Consider the following 16,127-nt stretch of genomic DNA (forward strand, 5'->3'; position numbering starts at 1 on the left):
GCGGTAAGCGAAAATCGGTGCTGTGCGTGGTCCGCCGACTGCGTTCATCGTGCCGGCCCTCGCCCCGTGCGCCCTGCGCCGGGGCTTTTCTCGTTGTCGTGATGCCTCCGCCGCCGTCGCGAGCCTCCGCTCGTCGCCGGCGTACCAGCTCCGAGCAACGAGAGAGGAGGGACATGGCGGACAAGCCGATCCGGGCCGACAAGGCCACGGCCGTCGCCGAGCTGACCGAGAGCTTCCGCAACGCGGGGGCCACCGTGCTGACCGAATACCGCGGGCTCACGGTTTCGCAGCTCACCCAGCTGCGGCGCTCGCTCGGCAACGAGACCAGCTACACGGTCGCGAAGAACACGCTGGCCAAGCGTGCCGCGACCGAGGCGGGCATCTCCGGCCTCGACGAGCTGTTCACCGGTCCTACCGCGCTGACTTTCGTTTCGGGCGACGTCGTCGAGGCGGCGAAGGGGCTTCGCGACTTCGCGAAGGCCAACCCGAAGCTCGTCATCAAGGGCGGTGTCTTCGAGGGCAAGGCCATTTCCGCGGCCGAGGTCACGAAGCTCGCCGACCTGGAGTCCCGCGAGGTGCTGCTGGCGAAGCTGGCCGGCGCCATGAAGGGCAACCTGAGCAAGGCCGCGGCCCTGTTCCAGGCTCCGCTCGCCAAGACCGCGCGTCTGGCGGCCGCTCTGCAGGACAAGCGCGAGAAGGAGGGCGCCGAGGCGGCCTGAGGCCACCCGGCGCACCCACGTTCTTAGTTAAACCATTCAGGAAAGGACGCCAGACATGGCGAAGCTCAGCACCGAAGAGCTGCTCGACGCGTTCAAGGAGATGACGCTGATCGAGCTCTCGGAGTTCGTGAAGCAGTTCGAGGAGACCTTCGAGGTCACCGCCGCCGCTCCGGTCGCCGTCGCCGGCGCCGCCGTCCCGGGTGCCCCGGCCGCCGAGGCCGAGCCGGAGAAGGACGAGTTCGACGTCATCCTCGACGCCGACGGTGGCAAGAAGATCCAGGTCATCAAGGTCGTGCGTGAGCTGACCGGCCTGGGCCTCAAGGAGGCCAAGGACCTGGTCGAGGCTGCTCCGAAGGCCGTCCTGGAGAAGGCCAACAAGGAGACCGCCGAGAAGGCCAAGGCCAAGCTCGAGGGCGAGGGCGCCAAGGTCACCCTCAAGTGACCTTGCGCTTGACCTGACGCGCGTCCGGCTCACGTGAGCCGGGGCACACCGCGTTCGCAGCGGGCGGTGATCCGGGAACGGATCGCCGCCCGCTGTGGTTGGTGGTACCCGGTGGCAGCGGCGTGAGCAGGGCGTCCAGGTTGTTCGTACCGGCTTCACAGCAACGCCTGTCGGTAGCCCGTCGGTGGGAAAGACACCCCGAGCGGTAACCGGCCCTTGACGCGACACCCGGCTGACAGGCACGCTGACACCAGCAAGACCTTCCGCGCTTGCAACGGCCACCTCTTGGGTAATGGCAGCGGCAGCAAGATCCCGCCGTGACACCCGAGCGGACCGGCAGGAGCGTCGCGTTCCGAGCGGCCCGGTAGACCCGGTTTTTGGGGGTCCCGAGGCAAGTTCCGCGACGACCTGCGGGGTGGGCTGGACAGCGGTTAGCCTCTCGGCTACACTGCTAGTTTGCGCTGCCTTCCGACTTGACCCCTGCTCGGAAATGTCCGTTTGTGGATATTTCCGGTGGGGTCATTGGAGTGCACGCGTACCAGCCGTTCTGCAGCACCGGTCCTCGGAAGGACGCATCTTGGCAGCTTCCCGCCCTGCGAAGACCAGTCGTACGTCGAGCGCTTTCGCGCCCCGCCGAGTTTCTTTCGGTCGGATCACCGAACACCTCGAGGTCCCCAACCTCCTCGCCATCCAGAACGAGTCCTTCGACTGGCTGGTCGGCAACGAGGCTTGGCAGGGCCGGTCGTCCGACGACGCGCACGCACGCTCGGGTCTCGCGGAGATCCTCGACGAGATCAGTCCCATTGAGGACTTCTCCGGCACCATGTCGCTCTCCTTCTCGGCTCCGCGCTTCGACGAGGTCAAGGCCTCGATCGAGGAGTGCAAGGAGAAGGACCTGACCTACTGCGCCCCGCTGTTCGTGACCGCGGAGTTCACCAACAACACCACTGGCGAGATCAAGAGCCAGACGGTGTTCATGGGTGACTTCCCGATGATGACGCCGAAGGGCACCTTCATCATCAACGGCACCGAGCGCGTCGTGGTCAGCCAGCTCGTCCGCTCGCCGGGCGTCTACTTCGACAAGCAGCCGGACAAGACCTCCGACCGCGACCTCTCCAGCGTCAAGGTCATCCCGAGCCGGGGTGCCTGGCTGGAGTTTGACATCGACAAGCGCGACACGGTCGGCGTTCGCATCGACCGCAAGCGCCGGCAGGCCGTCACCGTCCTGCTCAAGGCCATCGGGTGGTCCGCGGAGCGGATCCGCGAGAAGTTCGGCTGGTCCGAGCTGATGATGACCACGCTCGAGAAGGACCACATCGCCGGTCAGGACGAGGCGCTGCTGGACATCTACCGCAAGCTCCGTCCCGGCGAGCCGCCGACCCGCGAGAACGCCCAGACCCTGCTCGACAACCTCTTCTTCAACCCGAAGCGGTACGACGTCGCCAAGGTCGGTCGTTACAAGTTCAACAAGAAGCTCGAGCTGGACGTGCCGATCACCACCGGCACGCTGACCGAGGACGACATCGTCGCCACCGTCGAGTACCTCTGCCGGCTGCACGCCGGTGAGGAGGGCTACGAGGCCGACGACATCGACCACTTCGGCAACCGGCGCCTGCGTACCGTGGGCGAGCTGATCCAGAACCAGGTCCGGGTCGGCCTCTCCCGCATGGAGCGGGTCGTCCGGGAGCGGATGACCACCCAGGACGTCGAGGCGATCACGCCGCAGACCCTGATCAACATCCGCCCGGTGGTGGCGGCGATCAAGGAGTTCTTCGGTACGTCGCAGCTGTCCCAGTTCATGGACCAGACCAACCCGCTGGCGGGCCTGACCCACCGGCGCCGGCTGAGCGCGCTCGGCCCGGGTGGTCTGTCCCGGGAGCGGGCCGGCTTCGAGGTCCGCGACGTGCACCCGTCCCACTACGGCCGGATGTGCCCGATCGAGACGCCGGAAGGCCCGAACATCGGTCTGATCGGCGCGCTCTCCACCTTCGCCCGGGTCAACCCGTTCGGCTTCATCGAGACGCCGTACCGGAAGGTCATCGACGGTCGGGTCACCGACCAGATCGACTACCTGACCGCGGACGAGGAGGACCGGTTCGTCAAGGCGCAGGCCAACGCCCCGCTGAAGTCCGACGGGTCGTTCGCCGAGGACCGCGTCCTGGTCCGCCGTAAGGGCGGCGAGACCGAGGACGTGGCGCCGGAGGCCGTGGACTACATGGACGTCTCGCCGCGGCAGATGACCTCGGTCGCGACCGCGATGATCCCGTTCCTCGAGCACGACGACGCCAACCGGGCGCTCATGGGCGCGAACATGCAGCGCCAGGCGGTGCCGCTGGTCAAGGCCGAGGCCCCGCTGGTCGGCACGGGCATGGAGTACCGGGCGGCCGTGGACGCCGGTGACGTCGTCGTCGCCGAGGTCGGCGGTGTGGTCGAGGACCTCTGCGCGGACTACATCACGGTCCACCAGGACGACGGCCACCGCCGGACGTACCTGCTGCACAAGTTCCGCCGCTCCAACGCCGGCTCCTGCGTCAACCAGAAGCCGGTCGTCTTCGAGGGCGACCGCGTCGAGGCCGGCCAGGTCATCGCCGACGGTCCGTGCACCGACGAGGGCGAGATGGCGCTCGGGCGCAACCTGCTCGTGGCGTTCATGTGCTGGGAGGGCCACAACTACGAGGACGCGATCATCCTGTCGCAGCGCCTCGTGCAGCAGGACGTGCTCACCTCGATCCACATCGAGGAGCACGAGGTCGACGCCCGGGACACCAAGCTCGGCCCGGAGGAGATCACCCGCGACATCCCGAACGTCAGCGAGGAGATGCTCGCCGACCTCGACGAGCGCGGCATCATCCGGATCGGCGCCGAGGTCGTCCCCGGCGACATCCTGGTCGGCAAGGTCACCCCGAAGGGCGAGACCGAGCTGACCCCCGAGGAGCGGCTGCTCCGCGCGATCTTCGGTGAGAAGGCGCGCGAGGTCCGGGACACCTCGCTGAAGGTGCCGCACGGCGAGACCGGCACGGTCATCGGCGTGCGTACCTTCTCCCGCGAGGACGGCGACGAGCTGCCCCCGGGCGTGAACGAGCTGGTCCGGGTCTACGTGGCCCAGAAGCGCAAGATCCAGGACGGTGACAAGCTCGCGGGCCGCCACGGCAACAAGGGCGTCATCTCCAAGATCCTGCCGATCGAGGACATGCCGTTCCTGGAGGACGGCACCCCGGTCGACATCGTGCTGAACCCGCTCGGTGTGCCGTCCCGGATGAACATCGGCCAGGTCCTGGAGACCCACCTCGGGTGGGTGGCCAAGACGGGCTGGAGCGTGGACGGCGACGACGCCGACTGGAAGCGCCAGCTCCGCTCGATCAACGCGCACGAGTCCGAGCCGGACACCAACGTGGCCACCCCGGTCTTCGACGGTGCCCGCGAGGAGGAGATCTCCGGTCTGCTCGAGTCGACCCTGCCCAACCGGGACGGTCAGCAGCTGATCGGGCGCAGCGGCAAGGCGCAGCTGTTCGACGGTCGCTCCGGCGAGCCGCTGCCGGACCCGATCGCGGTCGGCTACGTCTACATCCTGAAGCTCAACCACCTGGTCGACGACAAGATCCACGCCCGGTCGACCGGCCCGTACTCGATGATCACGCAGCAGCCGCTGGGTGGTAAGGCGCAGTTCGGTGGCCAGCGCTTCGGTGAGATGGAGTGCTGGGCGATGCAGGCGTACGGCGCCGCCTACGCCCTGCAGGAGCTGCTGACGATCAAGTCCGACGACGTCCTCGGCCGGGTGAAGGTCTACGAGGCGATCGTCAAGGGCGAGAACATCCCGGAGCCGGGCATCCCGGAGTCGTTCAAGGTGCTGCTCAAGGAGCTGCAGTCGCTGTGCCTCAACGTCGAGGTGCTGTCCAGCGACGGCGTGGCCCTGGAGATGCGCGAGACCGACGACGAGGTGTTCCGGGCCGCGGAGGAGCTGGGCATCGACCTGTCCCGGCGCGAGCCGAGCTCGGTCGAAGAGGTCTGAGGTTGGTGGTTCGGGGGCCGGTGCGCCGGCCCCCGACCCCGCCCGTTAGCTAGGCAGTACAGACGACGACATAGGGGACATAGTGCTCGACGTCAACTTCTTCGACGAGCTGCGCATCGGCCTCGCCACCGCCGACGACATCCGTCAGTGGTCCCACGGCGAGGTCAAGAAGCCCGAGACCATCAACTACCGCACCCTGAAGCCGGAAAAGGACGGGCTCTTCTGCGAGAAGATCTTCGGTCCGCAGCGGGACTGGGAGTGCTACTGCGGTAAGTACAAGCGGGTCCGCTTCAAGGGCATCATCTGCGAGCGCTGCGGCGTCGAGGTGACCCGCTCCAAGGTTCGCCGGGAGCGGATGGGTCACATCGAGCTGGCCGCTCCGGTGACCCACATCTGGTACTTCAAGGGCGTGCCGAGCCGGCTGGGCTACCTGCTGGACCTCGCCCCGAAGGACCTCGAGAAGATCATCTACTTCGCCTCGTACGTCGTGACGAGCGTGGACGCCGAGGCGCGTCACCGTGACCTCTCGACCATCGAGAACGAGATCCTGGCCGAGAAGCGGCAGGCTGAGAACAGCCGCGACTCGGAGATCGAGAAGCGGGCCGCCAAGCTCGAGGCCGACCTGGCCGAGCTGGAGGCCGAGGGCGCGAAGGCGGACGTCCGGCGCAAGGTCAAGGAGGGCGGAGAGCGCGAGATGCGCCAGATCCGCGACCGGGCCCAGCGCGAGATCGACCGCCTCGACGAGGTCCTCGACACCTTCCGCAAGCTCGAGCCGAAGCAGCTGGTCACCGACGAGCTGCTCTACCGCGAGCTGCGCGACCGCTTCGGCGAGTACTTCACCGGCAGCATGGGTGCCGAGGCCATCAAGGCGCTGGTCCAGAACATGGACCTCGACGCCGAGGCCGAGAACCTGCGCGAGACCATCCGCTCCGGCAAGGGCCAGCGGAAGATCCGGGCGCTCAAGCGGCTGAAGGTCGTCGCGGCGTTCCAGAACACCCGCAACTCGCCGCTCGGCATGGTGCTGGACTGCGTCCCGGTCATCCCGCCGGACCTGCGTCCGATGGTGCAGCTGGACGGTGGCCGCTTCGCGACCTCCGACCTGAACGACCTGTACCGCCGCGTGATCAACCGGAACAACCGCCTCAAGCGGCTGATCGACCTCGGCGCGCCCGAGATCATCGTCAACAACGAGAAGCGGATGCTCCAGGAGGCCGTCGACGCGCTGTTCGACAACGGCCGTCGCGGCCGGCCGGTCACCGGCCCGGGCAACCGCCCGCTGAAGTCGCTCTCCGACATGCTCAAGGGCAAGCAGGGTCGGTTCCGCCAGAACCTGCTGGGCAAGCGCGTCGACTACTCCGGCCGTTCGGTCATCGTGGTCGGCCCGAAGCTCAAGCTGCACCAGTGCGGCCTGCCCAAGCAGATGGCGCTGGAGCTGTTCAAGCCGTTCGTGATGAAGCGGCTGGTCGACCTCAACCACGCGCAGAACATCAAGTCCGCCAAGCGGATGGTCGAGCGGCAGCGGCCGGTCGTGTGGGACGTGCTGGAGGAGGTCATCGGCGAGCACCCGGTTCTGCTGAACCGGGCGCCGACCCTGCACCGGCTGGGCATCCAGGCCTTCGAGCCGCAGCTGGTCGAGGGCAAGGCCATCCAGATCCACCCGCTGGTCTGCACCGCGTTCAACGCCGACTTCGACGGTGACCAGATGGCGGTCCACGTGCCGTTGTCCGCCGAGGCCCAGGCCGAGGCGCGGATCCTGATGCTGTCGTCGAACAACATCCTCAAGCCGGCCGACGGCAAGCCGGTCACCATGCCCACCCAGGACATGGTCATCGGCCTCTACCACCTCACCCACCTCACCCCCGGTGGGCAGGGCGAGGGTCGGGCGTTCAGCTCGGACGCCGAGGCCCGGATGGCGTTCGACAACGGTGAGCTGCACCTGCAGACCCCGGTCAAGATCCGTCTGCGGGACATCGTCGGGGTCGACAACGGCGCCGGCGCCGAGCCGTGGGTCGCGCCGGAGGGCTGGGTCGAGGGCGAGCCGGTGACCGTCGAGACCACGCTGGGCCGGGTCCTGTTCAACGAGACGCTGCCGCAGGGCTACCGCTTCGTGAACTACGAGATCCGCAAGGGCCAGCTCTCCGCGATCGTCAACGACCTCGCCGAGCGCTTCCCGAAGGTGGCTCTCGCGGCCACCCTGGACGGGCTCAAGGAGGCCGGTTTCCACTGGGCCACCTGGTCCGGCGTCACCATCGGCATGGAGGACGTCATCGCTCCGCCGCGCAAGCGGGAGATCCTGGAGCGGTACGAGAAGGAAGCCGACCGGATCGACAAGCAGTACCAGCGTGGTCTGATGACCGCCGAGGAGCGTCGCGGCGAGCTCATCGAGATCTGGACCAAGGCGACCAACGAGGTGGCCAAGGAGATGGACACCGCGCTGCCGCAGGAGAACCCGCTGTGGAAGATGATCAACTCGGGTGCCCGCGGTAACCTGCTCCAGCTCCGGCAGATCGCGGCGATCCGTGGTCTGGTGGCCAACCCGAAGGGTGAGATCATCCCGCGACCCATCAAGGCGTCGTACCGGGAGGGTCTCTCCGTGCTGGAGTACTTCATCTCCACGCACGGTGCCCGTAAGGGTCTCGCCGACACCGCGCTGCGTACCGCCGACTCGGGTTACCTGACCCGTCGTCTGGTGGACGTGTCGCAGGACGTCATCATCCGCGAGGAGGACTGCGGCACCGACCGCGCCATCCCGATGCAGATCGGCGAGCGGCTCGACGGCAAGCTGGTCGTGCACACGCACGCCGAGACCAGCGTGCACGCCCGTACGCTGGCCGACGACATCAAGGGGCCGGACGGCACCGTCGTCGCCGAACGGGGTCAGGACATCAACTCGATCGGGGTCGACCGGATCGTCGCGGCCGGGGTGGAGACCGTCCGGGTGCGCAGCGTGCTCACCTGCGAGTCGAAGCTGGGCGTCTGCGCGGCCTGCTACGGCCGTTCGCTGCCGACCGGCAAGTCGGTCGACATCGGTGAGGCCGTCGGCATCATCGCCGCCCAGTCCATCGGTGAGCCGGGTACGCAGCTGACGATGCGTACCTTCCACACCGGTGGTGTCGCGGGTGAGGACATCACCCAGGGTCTGCCCCGGGTCCAGGAGATCTTCGAGGCCCGGATCCCGAAGGGCAAGGCGCCCATCGCCGACACCCCGGGCCGGATCCGGATCGAGGACGGCGAGCGGTCCCGGAAGATCATCGTGATCCCGGACGACGGCAGCGACGAGATCGTGTACGACAAGATCTCGAAGCGGGTCAAGCTCCGGGCCCACGACGGCGACCACGTCGAGGTCGGCGAGAAGCTCACCGAGGGCACCATCGACCCGCACGAGCTGCTGCGCATCCTCGGCCCGCGCGCGGTCCAGGTCCACCTGACCCAGGAGGTCCAGGAGGTCTACCGCTCGCAGGGTGTGCTCATCCACGACAAGCACATCGAGATCATCATCCGCCAGATGCTCAAGCGGGTGACGGTCATCGACTCCGGCTCGACCGAGTTCCTGCCGGGCGTGCTGGTCGACCGGGCGCTCTTCGAGTCGGAGAACCGCCGGCTCGTCTCCGAGGGCGGCGAGCCCGCCGCGGGTCGCCCGGTGCTGATGGGTATCACCAAGGCCTCGCTGGCCACGGACTCCTGGCTGTCGGCGGCCTCCTTCCAGGAGACCACCCGGGTGCTGACGGACGCGGCGATCCACGCCCGCAGCGACTCGCTGATCGGCCTCAAGGAGAACGTGATCATCGGTAAGCTCATCCCGGCCGGTACGGGCATCAGCAAGTACCGCAACGTCCGGGTCGAGCCGACCGAGGAGGCGAAGGCCAAGGTCTACTCGATGACCGGCTACCCGGAGACCGACTACGGCTTCGGGCCGGCCAGCGGCCAGGCGGTGCCGCTGGACGACTTCGACTTCGGGTCGTACCGCTAAGCAGTAGGAAACGACGAGGCCCCCGGCAGCCGCCGGGGGCCTCGTCGCGTCTCGGGGTGCATCATCTGAAGAGAAGGCTATCGAGAGAAAGCTGTCGAGAGAATACTCTCGACACCATGGAGAGCGACGAGCCGCGTACCCTCACCGACGCCCGCGAGCTGCGGGCGCTCAGCCATCCCGTGCGCCTGGCCCTGATGGAGGCCCTCGGCGGCGGCCCGCTGACCGCCACCCAGGCCGGCGAGTTGATCGGGGAGACGGCCACCACCTGTTCGTTCCACCTCCGGCAGCTGGCCCGCTACGGCTTCGTCGAGGAGGCGGGCGGCGGGCGCGGCCGGGCCCGGCCGTGGCGGCTGACCCGGCGGGGCTGGTCCGCGCCGGCCCGCCCGGAGGACCCCGACTGGACCCGGGCCTCCCAGGCCCTCGACCGGGTGCTGCTCGAGCGGTACGTCCAGCGGCTGCGCCGCTTCGTCGACGAGGCCCCCACCTACCCCCCGCAGTGGTACGCGGCGGCCACCGGACAGCAGCACCTGTTCCACCTCACCCCCGACGAGCTGGCCGAGTTCGTCGCCGCGTACCGGGAGCTGGTCGCCGGTTTCACCGCCCGCTTCGACCGGCGGCGCACCGACTCCGGCGCCCGCCCGGCCGGGGCCCTCCCGGTTGAGTTGCTCTTCTTCGGCTACCCGGTGCAGGCTCCGGAGGTGTCGGATGTCGACCCGACGGCTGCTGGCTGACCGGCCCGCCCGCCGCTACCTGGCCGGGCAGACGCTGTCCCTGATCGGGGACAGCTCGATGTGGCTGGCCTGCGGCATCTGGGTGAAGGAGCTGACCGGCAGCGACGGGGCGGCCGGCCTGACCTTCCTCTTCTTCGCCGCCCCGGCGCTGCTCGCGCCGCTGGCCGGGATGCTGGCCGACCGGCTGCCGCGCCGTCGGCTGCTGGTGGCCGCCAACCTCGTCGGCGCGGTCGTCCTGCTGCCGCTGCTGGCGGTCCGCGGCCCCGGCCAGGTCGGCCTGGTCTACGCGGTGATGTTCCTGTACGGCTGCCTCAACCTGGTCATCGCGCCGGCGCAGTCGGCCCTGCTCACCACGCTGCTCCCCGATGACCTGCTGGCCAGCGCGAACGGGCTGCTGCGTACGGCCCGGGAGAGCCTGCGGCTGCTCGCCCCACTCGCCGGCGCCGGCCTGTACGCGCTGCTCGGCGGCGCGGCGGTGGCCGTGCTGGACATGGCGACCTTCGTCGGCGCGGCGGCGCTGCTGCTCACCCTGCGCGTCCCGGACCCGGCCCCGGACCGCCCGGACCGCACGGGTGGCGTGCTGCGGCACTGGGCGGGAGAGGCGACGGCGGGGATCCGGCACCTCGCCGGCCACCCGCTGCTGCGCCGGGTGGCGCTCGCCTGCACGGTGCTCGCCCTGGTGCTCGGCTTCAGCGAGTCCACCGGGTACGCCGTGGTCGACCGCGGCCTGCACCGGGCCCCGGAATTCCTCGGCGTGCTCCAGGCCGCCCAGGGAGTCGGCGCGATCCTCGGCGGGCTGGGCAGTGCGGCGGCCATCCGCCGGTGGGGTGAGGTACGGGTCGCCGCGGCGGCGTTCCTCGCCTGGGCGGCAGGCGCCACGCTCGCCGCCGGGCCGGTGCTCGGGGTGGTGCTGGCCGGCCGGGTCAGCTCCGGGATGGGGCTGACCGTCATGGCGATCGCCCTGCTCACCGTCCTCCAGCGCAGCGCGCCCGACCGGCTCCAGGGCCGGGTGTACGCCGCCTTCGAGGTGACCACCACCGTCCCGCAGACCGCCTCGATCGGGCTCGGGGCGTACCTGATCGGGGCCCTGGACTACCGGGCGGTGCTGCTCACCGAGGCGGCCGTGGTGGTGGTCGCCGCGCTGCTGCTGCTCCGGGCGGACCGGTTCGCCGTGCCGCCGCCGGTCGGGGCGTCGGCGGGACCGGGCGCGCCCGGATCGGGGCATGATGGTGGGCATGACGACCATGCCCGGGCAGCTGCCCGTCGCCCAGCAGGGGTCGCGCCATCCGCTCGACCCTGAGCCGGTCCGGTCGACGAAGGCCCGCGCGGTCTTCGCCCTCGGGCTGATCGGGGCGCTGACCGGGTTCTTTCTCGGCGGGGTGGTCCCGTCGACGATCGCCCTCACGCTCGCGAGGCAGGCCCGCCGGGAGGCGTACGCCTCGGGGGGCTTCCTCACCGGTGGGGACTGGCTGCGCCGGGGCGAGCGGCTGGCGTGGACCGGGCTGGTGCTGGCGGCCGTCGCGGTGGTGGCGGCGGTGGTGGTCGGGGTGGTCCGGCTCGCCGACGCTCCCTTCGGCCACGACTACGCCCCGAACGTCGACTGACCGGGCGGGGGAGCGGGCCGCGCCCGGCCCCGCCGGCGGGACGCGCGACGGTAGCCTTGGCCGATGTCCGCCGCGCGGCGGGCGAGCCAGTCGACAGGAGGACCCCGTGACGGAACCGGCCCCTCCGCCGGGAGACGACCCGACCCGGTCCGCCGCCGGGCCGGACGCGGTCGGGGGCGCGCGCGGCGCCGAGCCGGTCAGTCCGTGGGCCGGGCCCGACGAGGGGCCGAGCGCACCGCCGGAGGTCGCCACCGTGGGGTACGCCCCGCCGCCCGTCCCGCCGGCCGGCCCGTACCCGCCCGCCGGACCGTCGGCCCCGGGCGTCTTCCCGGGCCCGCCCCCGTCGCCCGGTGTCCCGGCGGGTCAGCCCGGCCCGGCCCGGCCGGGGCCGTACCCCGGATCGCACCCGGCGGCCGGCGGCGGGTGGGCGGCGCCCGGGGCGTACCCGGGGAATCCGCCGCTGGCGGGTGGCGGGTGGCCGGCTCCGGGCGGCGGCTGGGGCCCGGTGCCGCCGGCGGTGGTCGGTCCCTCGCCGGGGGCGGTGCCGCCGCCCCCGCGGGAGGCGCCCCGCCCGCCGAAGCGGGTCGACCCGGTCCCCGGCACCCCGTTCGGCGTGGTCCACCTGGACGTGCCCCCGGTGACCTCGGGGCTCGCCGTCGGGTCGCTGGTCAGCGGGATCGCCTCGATCCTGGTGTCGCTGCTGGTCCTCTGCTTCGGCGTCGCCGGGCCGGACTACGGCGGCGCCTGGGCGGCCGGGGCGTTCACCGTGCTCGGCGCGCTCGGCGGGACCGCCGCGATCGTCGCCGGCCTGCTGGCGCGGCGGCAGATCCGGCGGCCGGCGCCGCCGCCGCCGGCGGTCCGGTTCACCGGGCGGGGCCTGGCCGTGGCGGGGCTGGTCTGCGGGGTTGTCGGCCTGCTGCTCAGCCTGCTCGGGCTCGCGGTGGCGCTGGTGGTGCAGATCACCTGACCGGTGGCGGCCGCCGGCGACGGGGGTGAACAGGTGCGACGCCGTCCCGGGGGCCGGTGGGGCGGGCGGAACCGGGGCCGCCCGGCCGGTAGCACGGGAAGCCGGTACACTTGTAGCCGTAGGTGCCCAGCATGGGTGGGTAGGGACGAGACGACCGGCCGGTGGACTGCGACGCAGTTCTCCCGGACCGCTCCGTTTTGACCTGCGCGCCTGTGGTAGGTACTCTTCCTCCTTGTGCCCGGGCAAGCCCGGGCAATGCGTGCGTGCGTCGGAACCGGTCAGCCGGTGATCGCGCGGCGGCACGAACAAAGCCCAAGACCCGGCGTTTGAGATTTCCTGCGCCGGTGACAGAAACACCGGTACGACGTGTGAGCGGCGACACCGGGACCGTGATCTGGGCGACACGCCCGACCGCGGGTGCTGGGACCTCCGTCAGGTGGCCCTGGTTGGAATGTAGGAGAGCCGTCCATCAGGTCGGCTAACGAGCAGACGGCGCGGTCGCCTCGCAGCGGCCGAAGGGAGCGGAGAAACCCGGTGCCCACCATTCAGCAGCTGGTCCGAAAGGGCCGCCAGGCCAAGACGACCAAGACCAAGACCCCGGCGCTGAAGGGGTCCCCCCAGCGGCGCGGCGTGTGCACCCGCGTGTACACCACCACCCCCAAGAAGCCGAACTCGGCGCTGCGCAAGGTCGCTCGTGTGAAGCTCAGCAGCCAGATCGAGGTGACCGCCTACATCCCGGGCGTCGGCCACAACCTGCAGGAGCACTCGATCGTGCTCGTCCGCGGCGGCCGTGTGAAGGACCTCCCCGGCGTGCGGTACAAGATCGTTCGCGGCTCGCTGGACACCCAGGGTGTCCGCAACCGCAAGCAGGCTCGCAGCCGCTACGGCGCGAAGAAGGAGAAGAGCTGACATGCCGCGTAAGGGACCCGCTCCGCGGAAGCCGCTGGTCGCTGACCCGGTGTACAACTCGCCCCTGGTCACCCAGCTGGTGAACAAGATCCTGATGCGCGGCAAGCGTCAGCTCGCCGAGCGCATCGTGTACGCCGCCCTGGAGGGGTGCCGCGAGAAGAGCGGCACCGACCCGGTCGTCACGCTCAAGCGCGCGATGGACAACGTCAAGCCCACCCTCGAGGTGCGCAGCCGCCGGGTCGGTGGCGCCACCTACCAGGTGCCGGTCGAGGTTCGTCCGGCCCGCGCGACCACCCTCGGCCTGCGCTGGCTGGTGACGTACTCCAAGGCCCGTCGCGAGAAGACCATGGTCGAGCGGCTGATGAACGAGCTGCTGGACGCGAGCAACGGCCTCGGTGCCGCCGTCAAGCGGCGCGAGGACACGCACAAGATGGCCGAGTCCAACAAGGCCTTCGCGCACTACCGCTGGTAACACCCAGGTTCCGGCGCCCACGAGGCGCCGGAACCGCCACCAGTTGTGTCTAGACGACGATAAGTAGGGATTGAAGTGGCCGCCGCAGACGCGCTCGCCAACGTACGCAACATCGGCATCATGGCGCACATCGATGCCGGTAAGACCACGACCACCGAGCGGATCCTGTTCTACACCGGTATCACGTACAAGATCGGTGAGGTCCACGAGGGCGCTGCCGTCATGGACTGGATGGAGCAGGAGCAGGAGCGTGGCATCACCATCACCTCCGCTGCTACCAAGTGTGAGTGGAAGGGCCACACGATCCAGATCATCGACACGCCCGGTCACGTCGACTTCACGGTCGAGGTCGAGCGGTCGCTGCGGGTGCTGGACGGTGCGGTCGCGGTCTACGACGGTGTCGCCGGCGTGGAGCCGCAGACGGAGAACGTCTGGCGGCAGGCCGACAAGTACCACGTCCCGCGGATGTGCTTCGTCAACAAGCTCGACCGGACCGGTGCCGACTTCTTCCGCTGCGTGCAGATGATGATCGACCGGCTCAACGCCACCCCGCTGGTGCTCCAGATCCCGATCGGGCTCGAGGGCGACCACATCGGTGTCGTCGACCTGATCGGCATGCGCGCCCTCACCTGGCGCGGGGAGACCCAGAAGGGTGAGGACTACGCGATCGAGGAGATCCCGGCCGACCTGGCCGACTCCGCGGCCGAGTGGCGCGAGAAGCTGATGGAGACCCTGGCCGACGTCGACGACTCGGTGATGGAGAAGTACCTGGAGGGCGAGGAGATCTCCGTCGAGGAGATCAAGGCCGCCATCCGCCGGGCCACCATCGCCGGCAAGGCCAACCCGGTGCTCTGCGGCTCCGCGTTCAAGAACAAGGGCGTCCAGCCGATGCTCGACGCCGTGGTCGACTTCCTGCCGTCGCCGCTGGACATCCCGGCGATCGAGGGCACCGCGACCGACGGCGAGACCCCGATGCAGCGGAAGCCGTCCACCTCGGAGCCGTTCTCCGGCCTGGCCTTCAAGATCCAGACCGACAAGCACCTCGGCAAGCTCACCTACGTCCGGGTCTACTCCGGCGTGGTCGAGTCCGGGTCCCAGGTGGTCAACTCCACCAAGGACCGCAAGGAGCGGATCGGCAAGATCTACCAGATGCACGCCAACAAGCGGGAGGAGCGCAGCTCCGCCAAGGCTGGCGACATCATCGCGGTCCAGGGTCTGAAGCAGACCACCACCGGTGACACCCTGTGCGACCCGGCGAACCCGGTCATCCTCGAGTCGATGACCTTCCCGGAGCCGGTCATCGAGGTGGCCATCGAGCCGAAGACCAAGGCCGACCAGGAGAAGCTCAGCACCGCCATCCAGCGGCTGGCCGAGGAGGACCCGACCTTCCGCGTCAAGCTCGACGAGGAGACCGGTCAGACGGTCATCTCCGGCATGGGCGAGCTGCACCTGGACATCCTGGTCGACCGGATGCGCCGCGAGTTCAACGTCGAGGCGAACATCGGTAAGCCGCAGGTGGCGTACCGCGAGACGATCCGCCGCAAGGTGGAGAAGATCGAGTACACCCACAAGAAGCAGACCGGTGGCTCCGGCCAGTACGCCCGCGTGATCGTGAGCATCGAGCCGCTGCCGCTGGACAACGACTCGCCGACCTACGAGTTCGCGAACGCCGTCACCGGTGGCCGCATCCCCCGGGAGTTCATCCCGTCGGTGGACGCGGGCGCCCAGGACGCGATGCAGTACGGCATCCTCGCCGGCTTCCCGCTGGTGGGTGTCAAGCTGACGCTGCTGGACGGCCAGTACCACGAGGTCGACTCGTCGGAAATGGCATTCAAGATCGCCGGCTCGATGGTGATGAAGGAGGCGGCCCGCAAGGCCGACCCCGCACTGCTCGAGCCGATGATGGCCGTTGAGGTCACCACCCCTGAGGAGAACATGGGTGACGTCATCGGCGACCTCAACTCCCGGCGGGGCATCATCCAGGCGATGGAGGAGCGCAGCGGCGCCCGCATCGTCCGGGCCCTGGTGCCGCTCTCGGAGATGTTCGGCTACGTCGGCGACCTGCGGTCGAAGACCCAGGGCCGGGCTAGCTACAGCATGCAGTTCGACTCCTACGCCGAGGTTCCGCAGAGCGTGGCGAAGGAGATCATCGCCAAGGCGACCGGTGAGTGACGCTCACCTGAGCTGATCCGATGATTCGGGGCCGGTCGCGGGAGGGTTTTCTTCCCGCCCGCGACCACCTCGGTCGGGTTGTGTGAATCCGGGCCTGTAGGCTTCATCGCCGCAGAACCCACAAAGGCTCTC

At 69.6% G+C, this 16,127-nt stretch carries 11 protein-coding genes; all 11 read left to right on the top strand.

All coding sequences use genetic code 11. The features are described from left to right. The first annotated feature begins 173 nt into the window (after nt 1-173). The 11 genes from rplJ (at nt 174) to fusA (ending at nt 15,995) form a co-directional block, all read left to right on the top strand. Nucleotides 174-719, top strand: coding sequence for a 50S ribosomal protein L10 (rplJ, locus tag Q2K19_RS14620; RefSeq protein WP_302771485.1), 546 nt, complete (start codon nt 174-176; stop codon nt 717-719). Between the two features lie 55 nt (nt 720-774). Further along, nucleotides 775-1,161 (top strand): 50S ribosomal protein L7/L12, encoded by a 387-nt coding sequence (gene rplL, locus Q2K19_RS14625; protein WP_302771486.1) that lies wholly within the window; start codon nt 775-777, stop codon nt 1,159-1,161. Nucleotides 1,162-1,738: 577 nt separating this feature from the next. After that, on the top strand, nt 1,739-5,170 hold the full coding sequence (rpoB, locus tag Q2K19_RS14630; RefSeq protein ID WP_302771488.1) for a DNA-directed RNA polymerase subunit beta: 3,432 nt from the start codon (nt 1,739-1,741) through the stop codon (nt 5,168-5,170). Between the two features lie 82 nt (nt 5,171-5,252). Further along, a complete protein-coding gene (locus Q2K19_RS14635) occupies nt 5,253-9,140 on the top strand; it encodes a DNA-directed RNA polymerase subunit beta' (protein WP_302771489.1) in 3,888 nt (1,295 codons plus the stop codon). A 116-nt stretch (nt 9,141-9,256) separates the two neighbouring features. Continuing rightward, nucleotides 9,257-9,871, top strand: coding sequence for an ArsR/SmtB family transcription factor (locus Q2K19_RS14640; protein WP_302771490.1), 615 nt, complete (start codon nt 9,257-9,259; stop codon nt 9,869-9,871). Continuing rightward, nucleotides 9,846-11,171 (top strand): MFS transporter, encoded by a 1,326-nt coding sequence (locus Q2K19_RS14645; RefSeq protein WP_302771491.1) that lies wholly within the window; start codon nt 9,846-9,848, stop codon nt 11,169-11,171. The genes Q2K19_RS14640 and Q2K19_RS14645 overlap by 26 nt, the downstream gene beginning before the upstream one ends. Beyond that, on the top strand, nt 11,107-11,475 hold the full coding sequence (locus tag Q2K19_RS14650; protein WP_302771492.1) for a hypothetical protein: 369 nt from the start codon (nt 11,107-11,109) through the stop codon (nt 11,473-11,475). Before Q2K19_RS14645 ends, Q2K19_RS14650 begins: the two co-directional genes overlap by 65 nt. 541 nt (nt 11,476-12,016) lie before the next feature. Beyond that, the gene (locus tag Q2K19_RS14655) at nt 12,017-12,442 is read left to right on the top strand and encodes a DUF4190 domain-containing protein (protein WP_302772495.1); all 426 of its coding nucleotides are present in this window, start codon (nt 12,017-12,019) and stop codon (nt 12,440-12,442) included. A gap of 534 nt (nt 12,443-12,976) precedes the next feature. Beyond that, on the top strand, nt 12,977-13,351 hold the full coding sequence (rpsL, locus tag Q2K19_RS14660; RefSeq protein WP_007465318.1) for a 30S ribosomal protein S12: 375 nt from the start codon (nt 12,977-12,979) through the stop codon (nt 13,349-13,351). 1 nt (nt 13,352) lies between these two features. Beyond that, nucleotides 13,353-13,823: a 30S ribosomal protein S7 gene (gene rpsG / locus Q2K19_RS14665; RefSeq protein ID WP_088647009.1), complete on the top strand. Its 471-nt coding sequence runs from the start codon at nt 13,353-13,355 to the stop codon at nt 13,821-13,823. 75 nt (nt 13,824-13,898) lie between these two features. After that, entirely contained in the window at nt 13,899-15,995 is a 2,097-nt protein-coding gene (fusA, locus tag Q2K19_RS14670) for an elongation factor G (RefSeq protein ID WP_302771493.1), read from the top strand. Nucleotides 15,996-16,127: the final 132 nt, after the last annotated feature.

The organism is Micromonospora sp. NBRC 110009, from assembly GCF_030518795.1.
Classification (GTDB): domain Bacteria; phylum Actinomycetota; class Actinomycetes; order Mycobacteriales; family Micromonosporaceae; genus Micromonospora.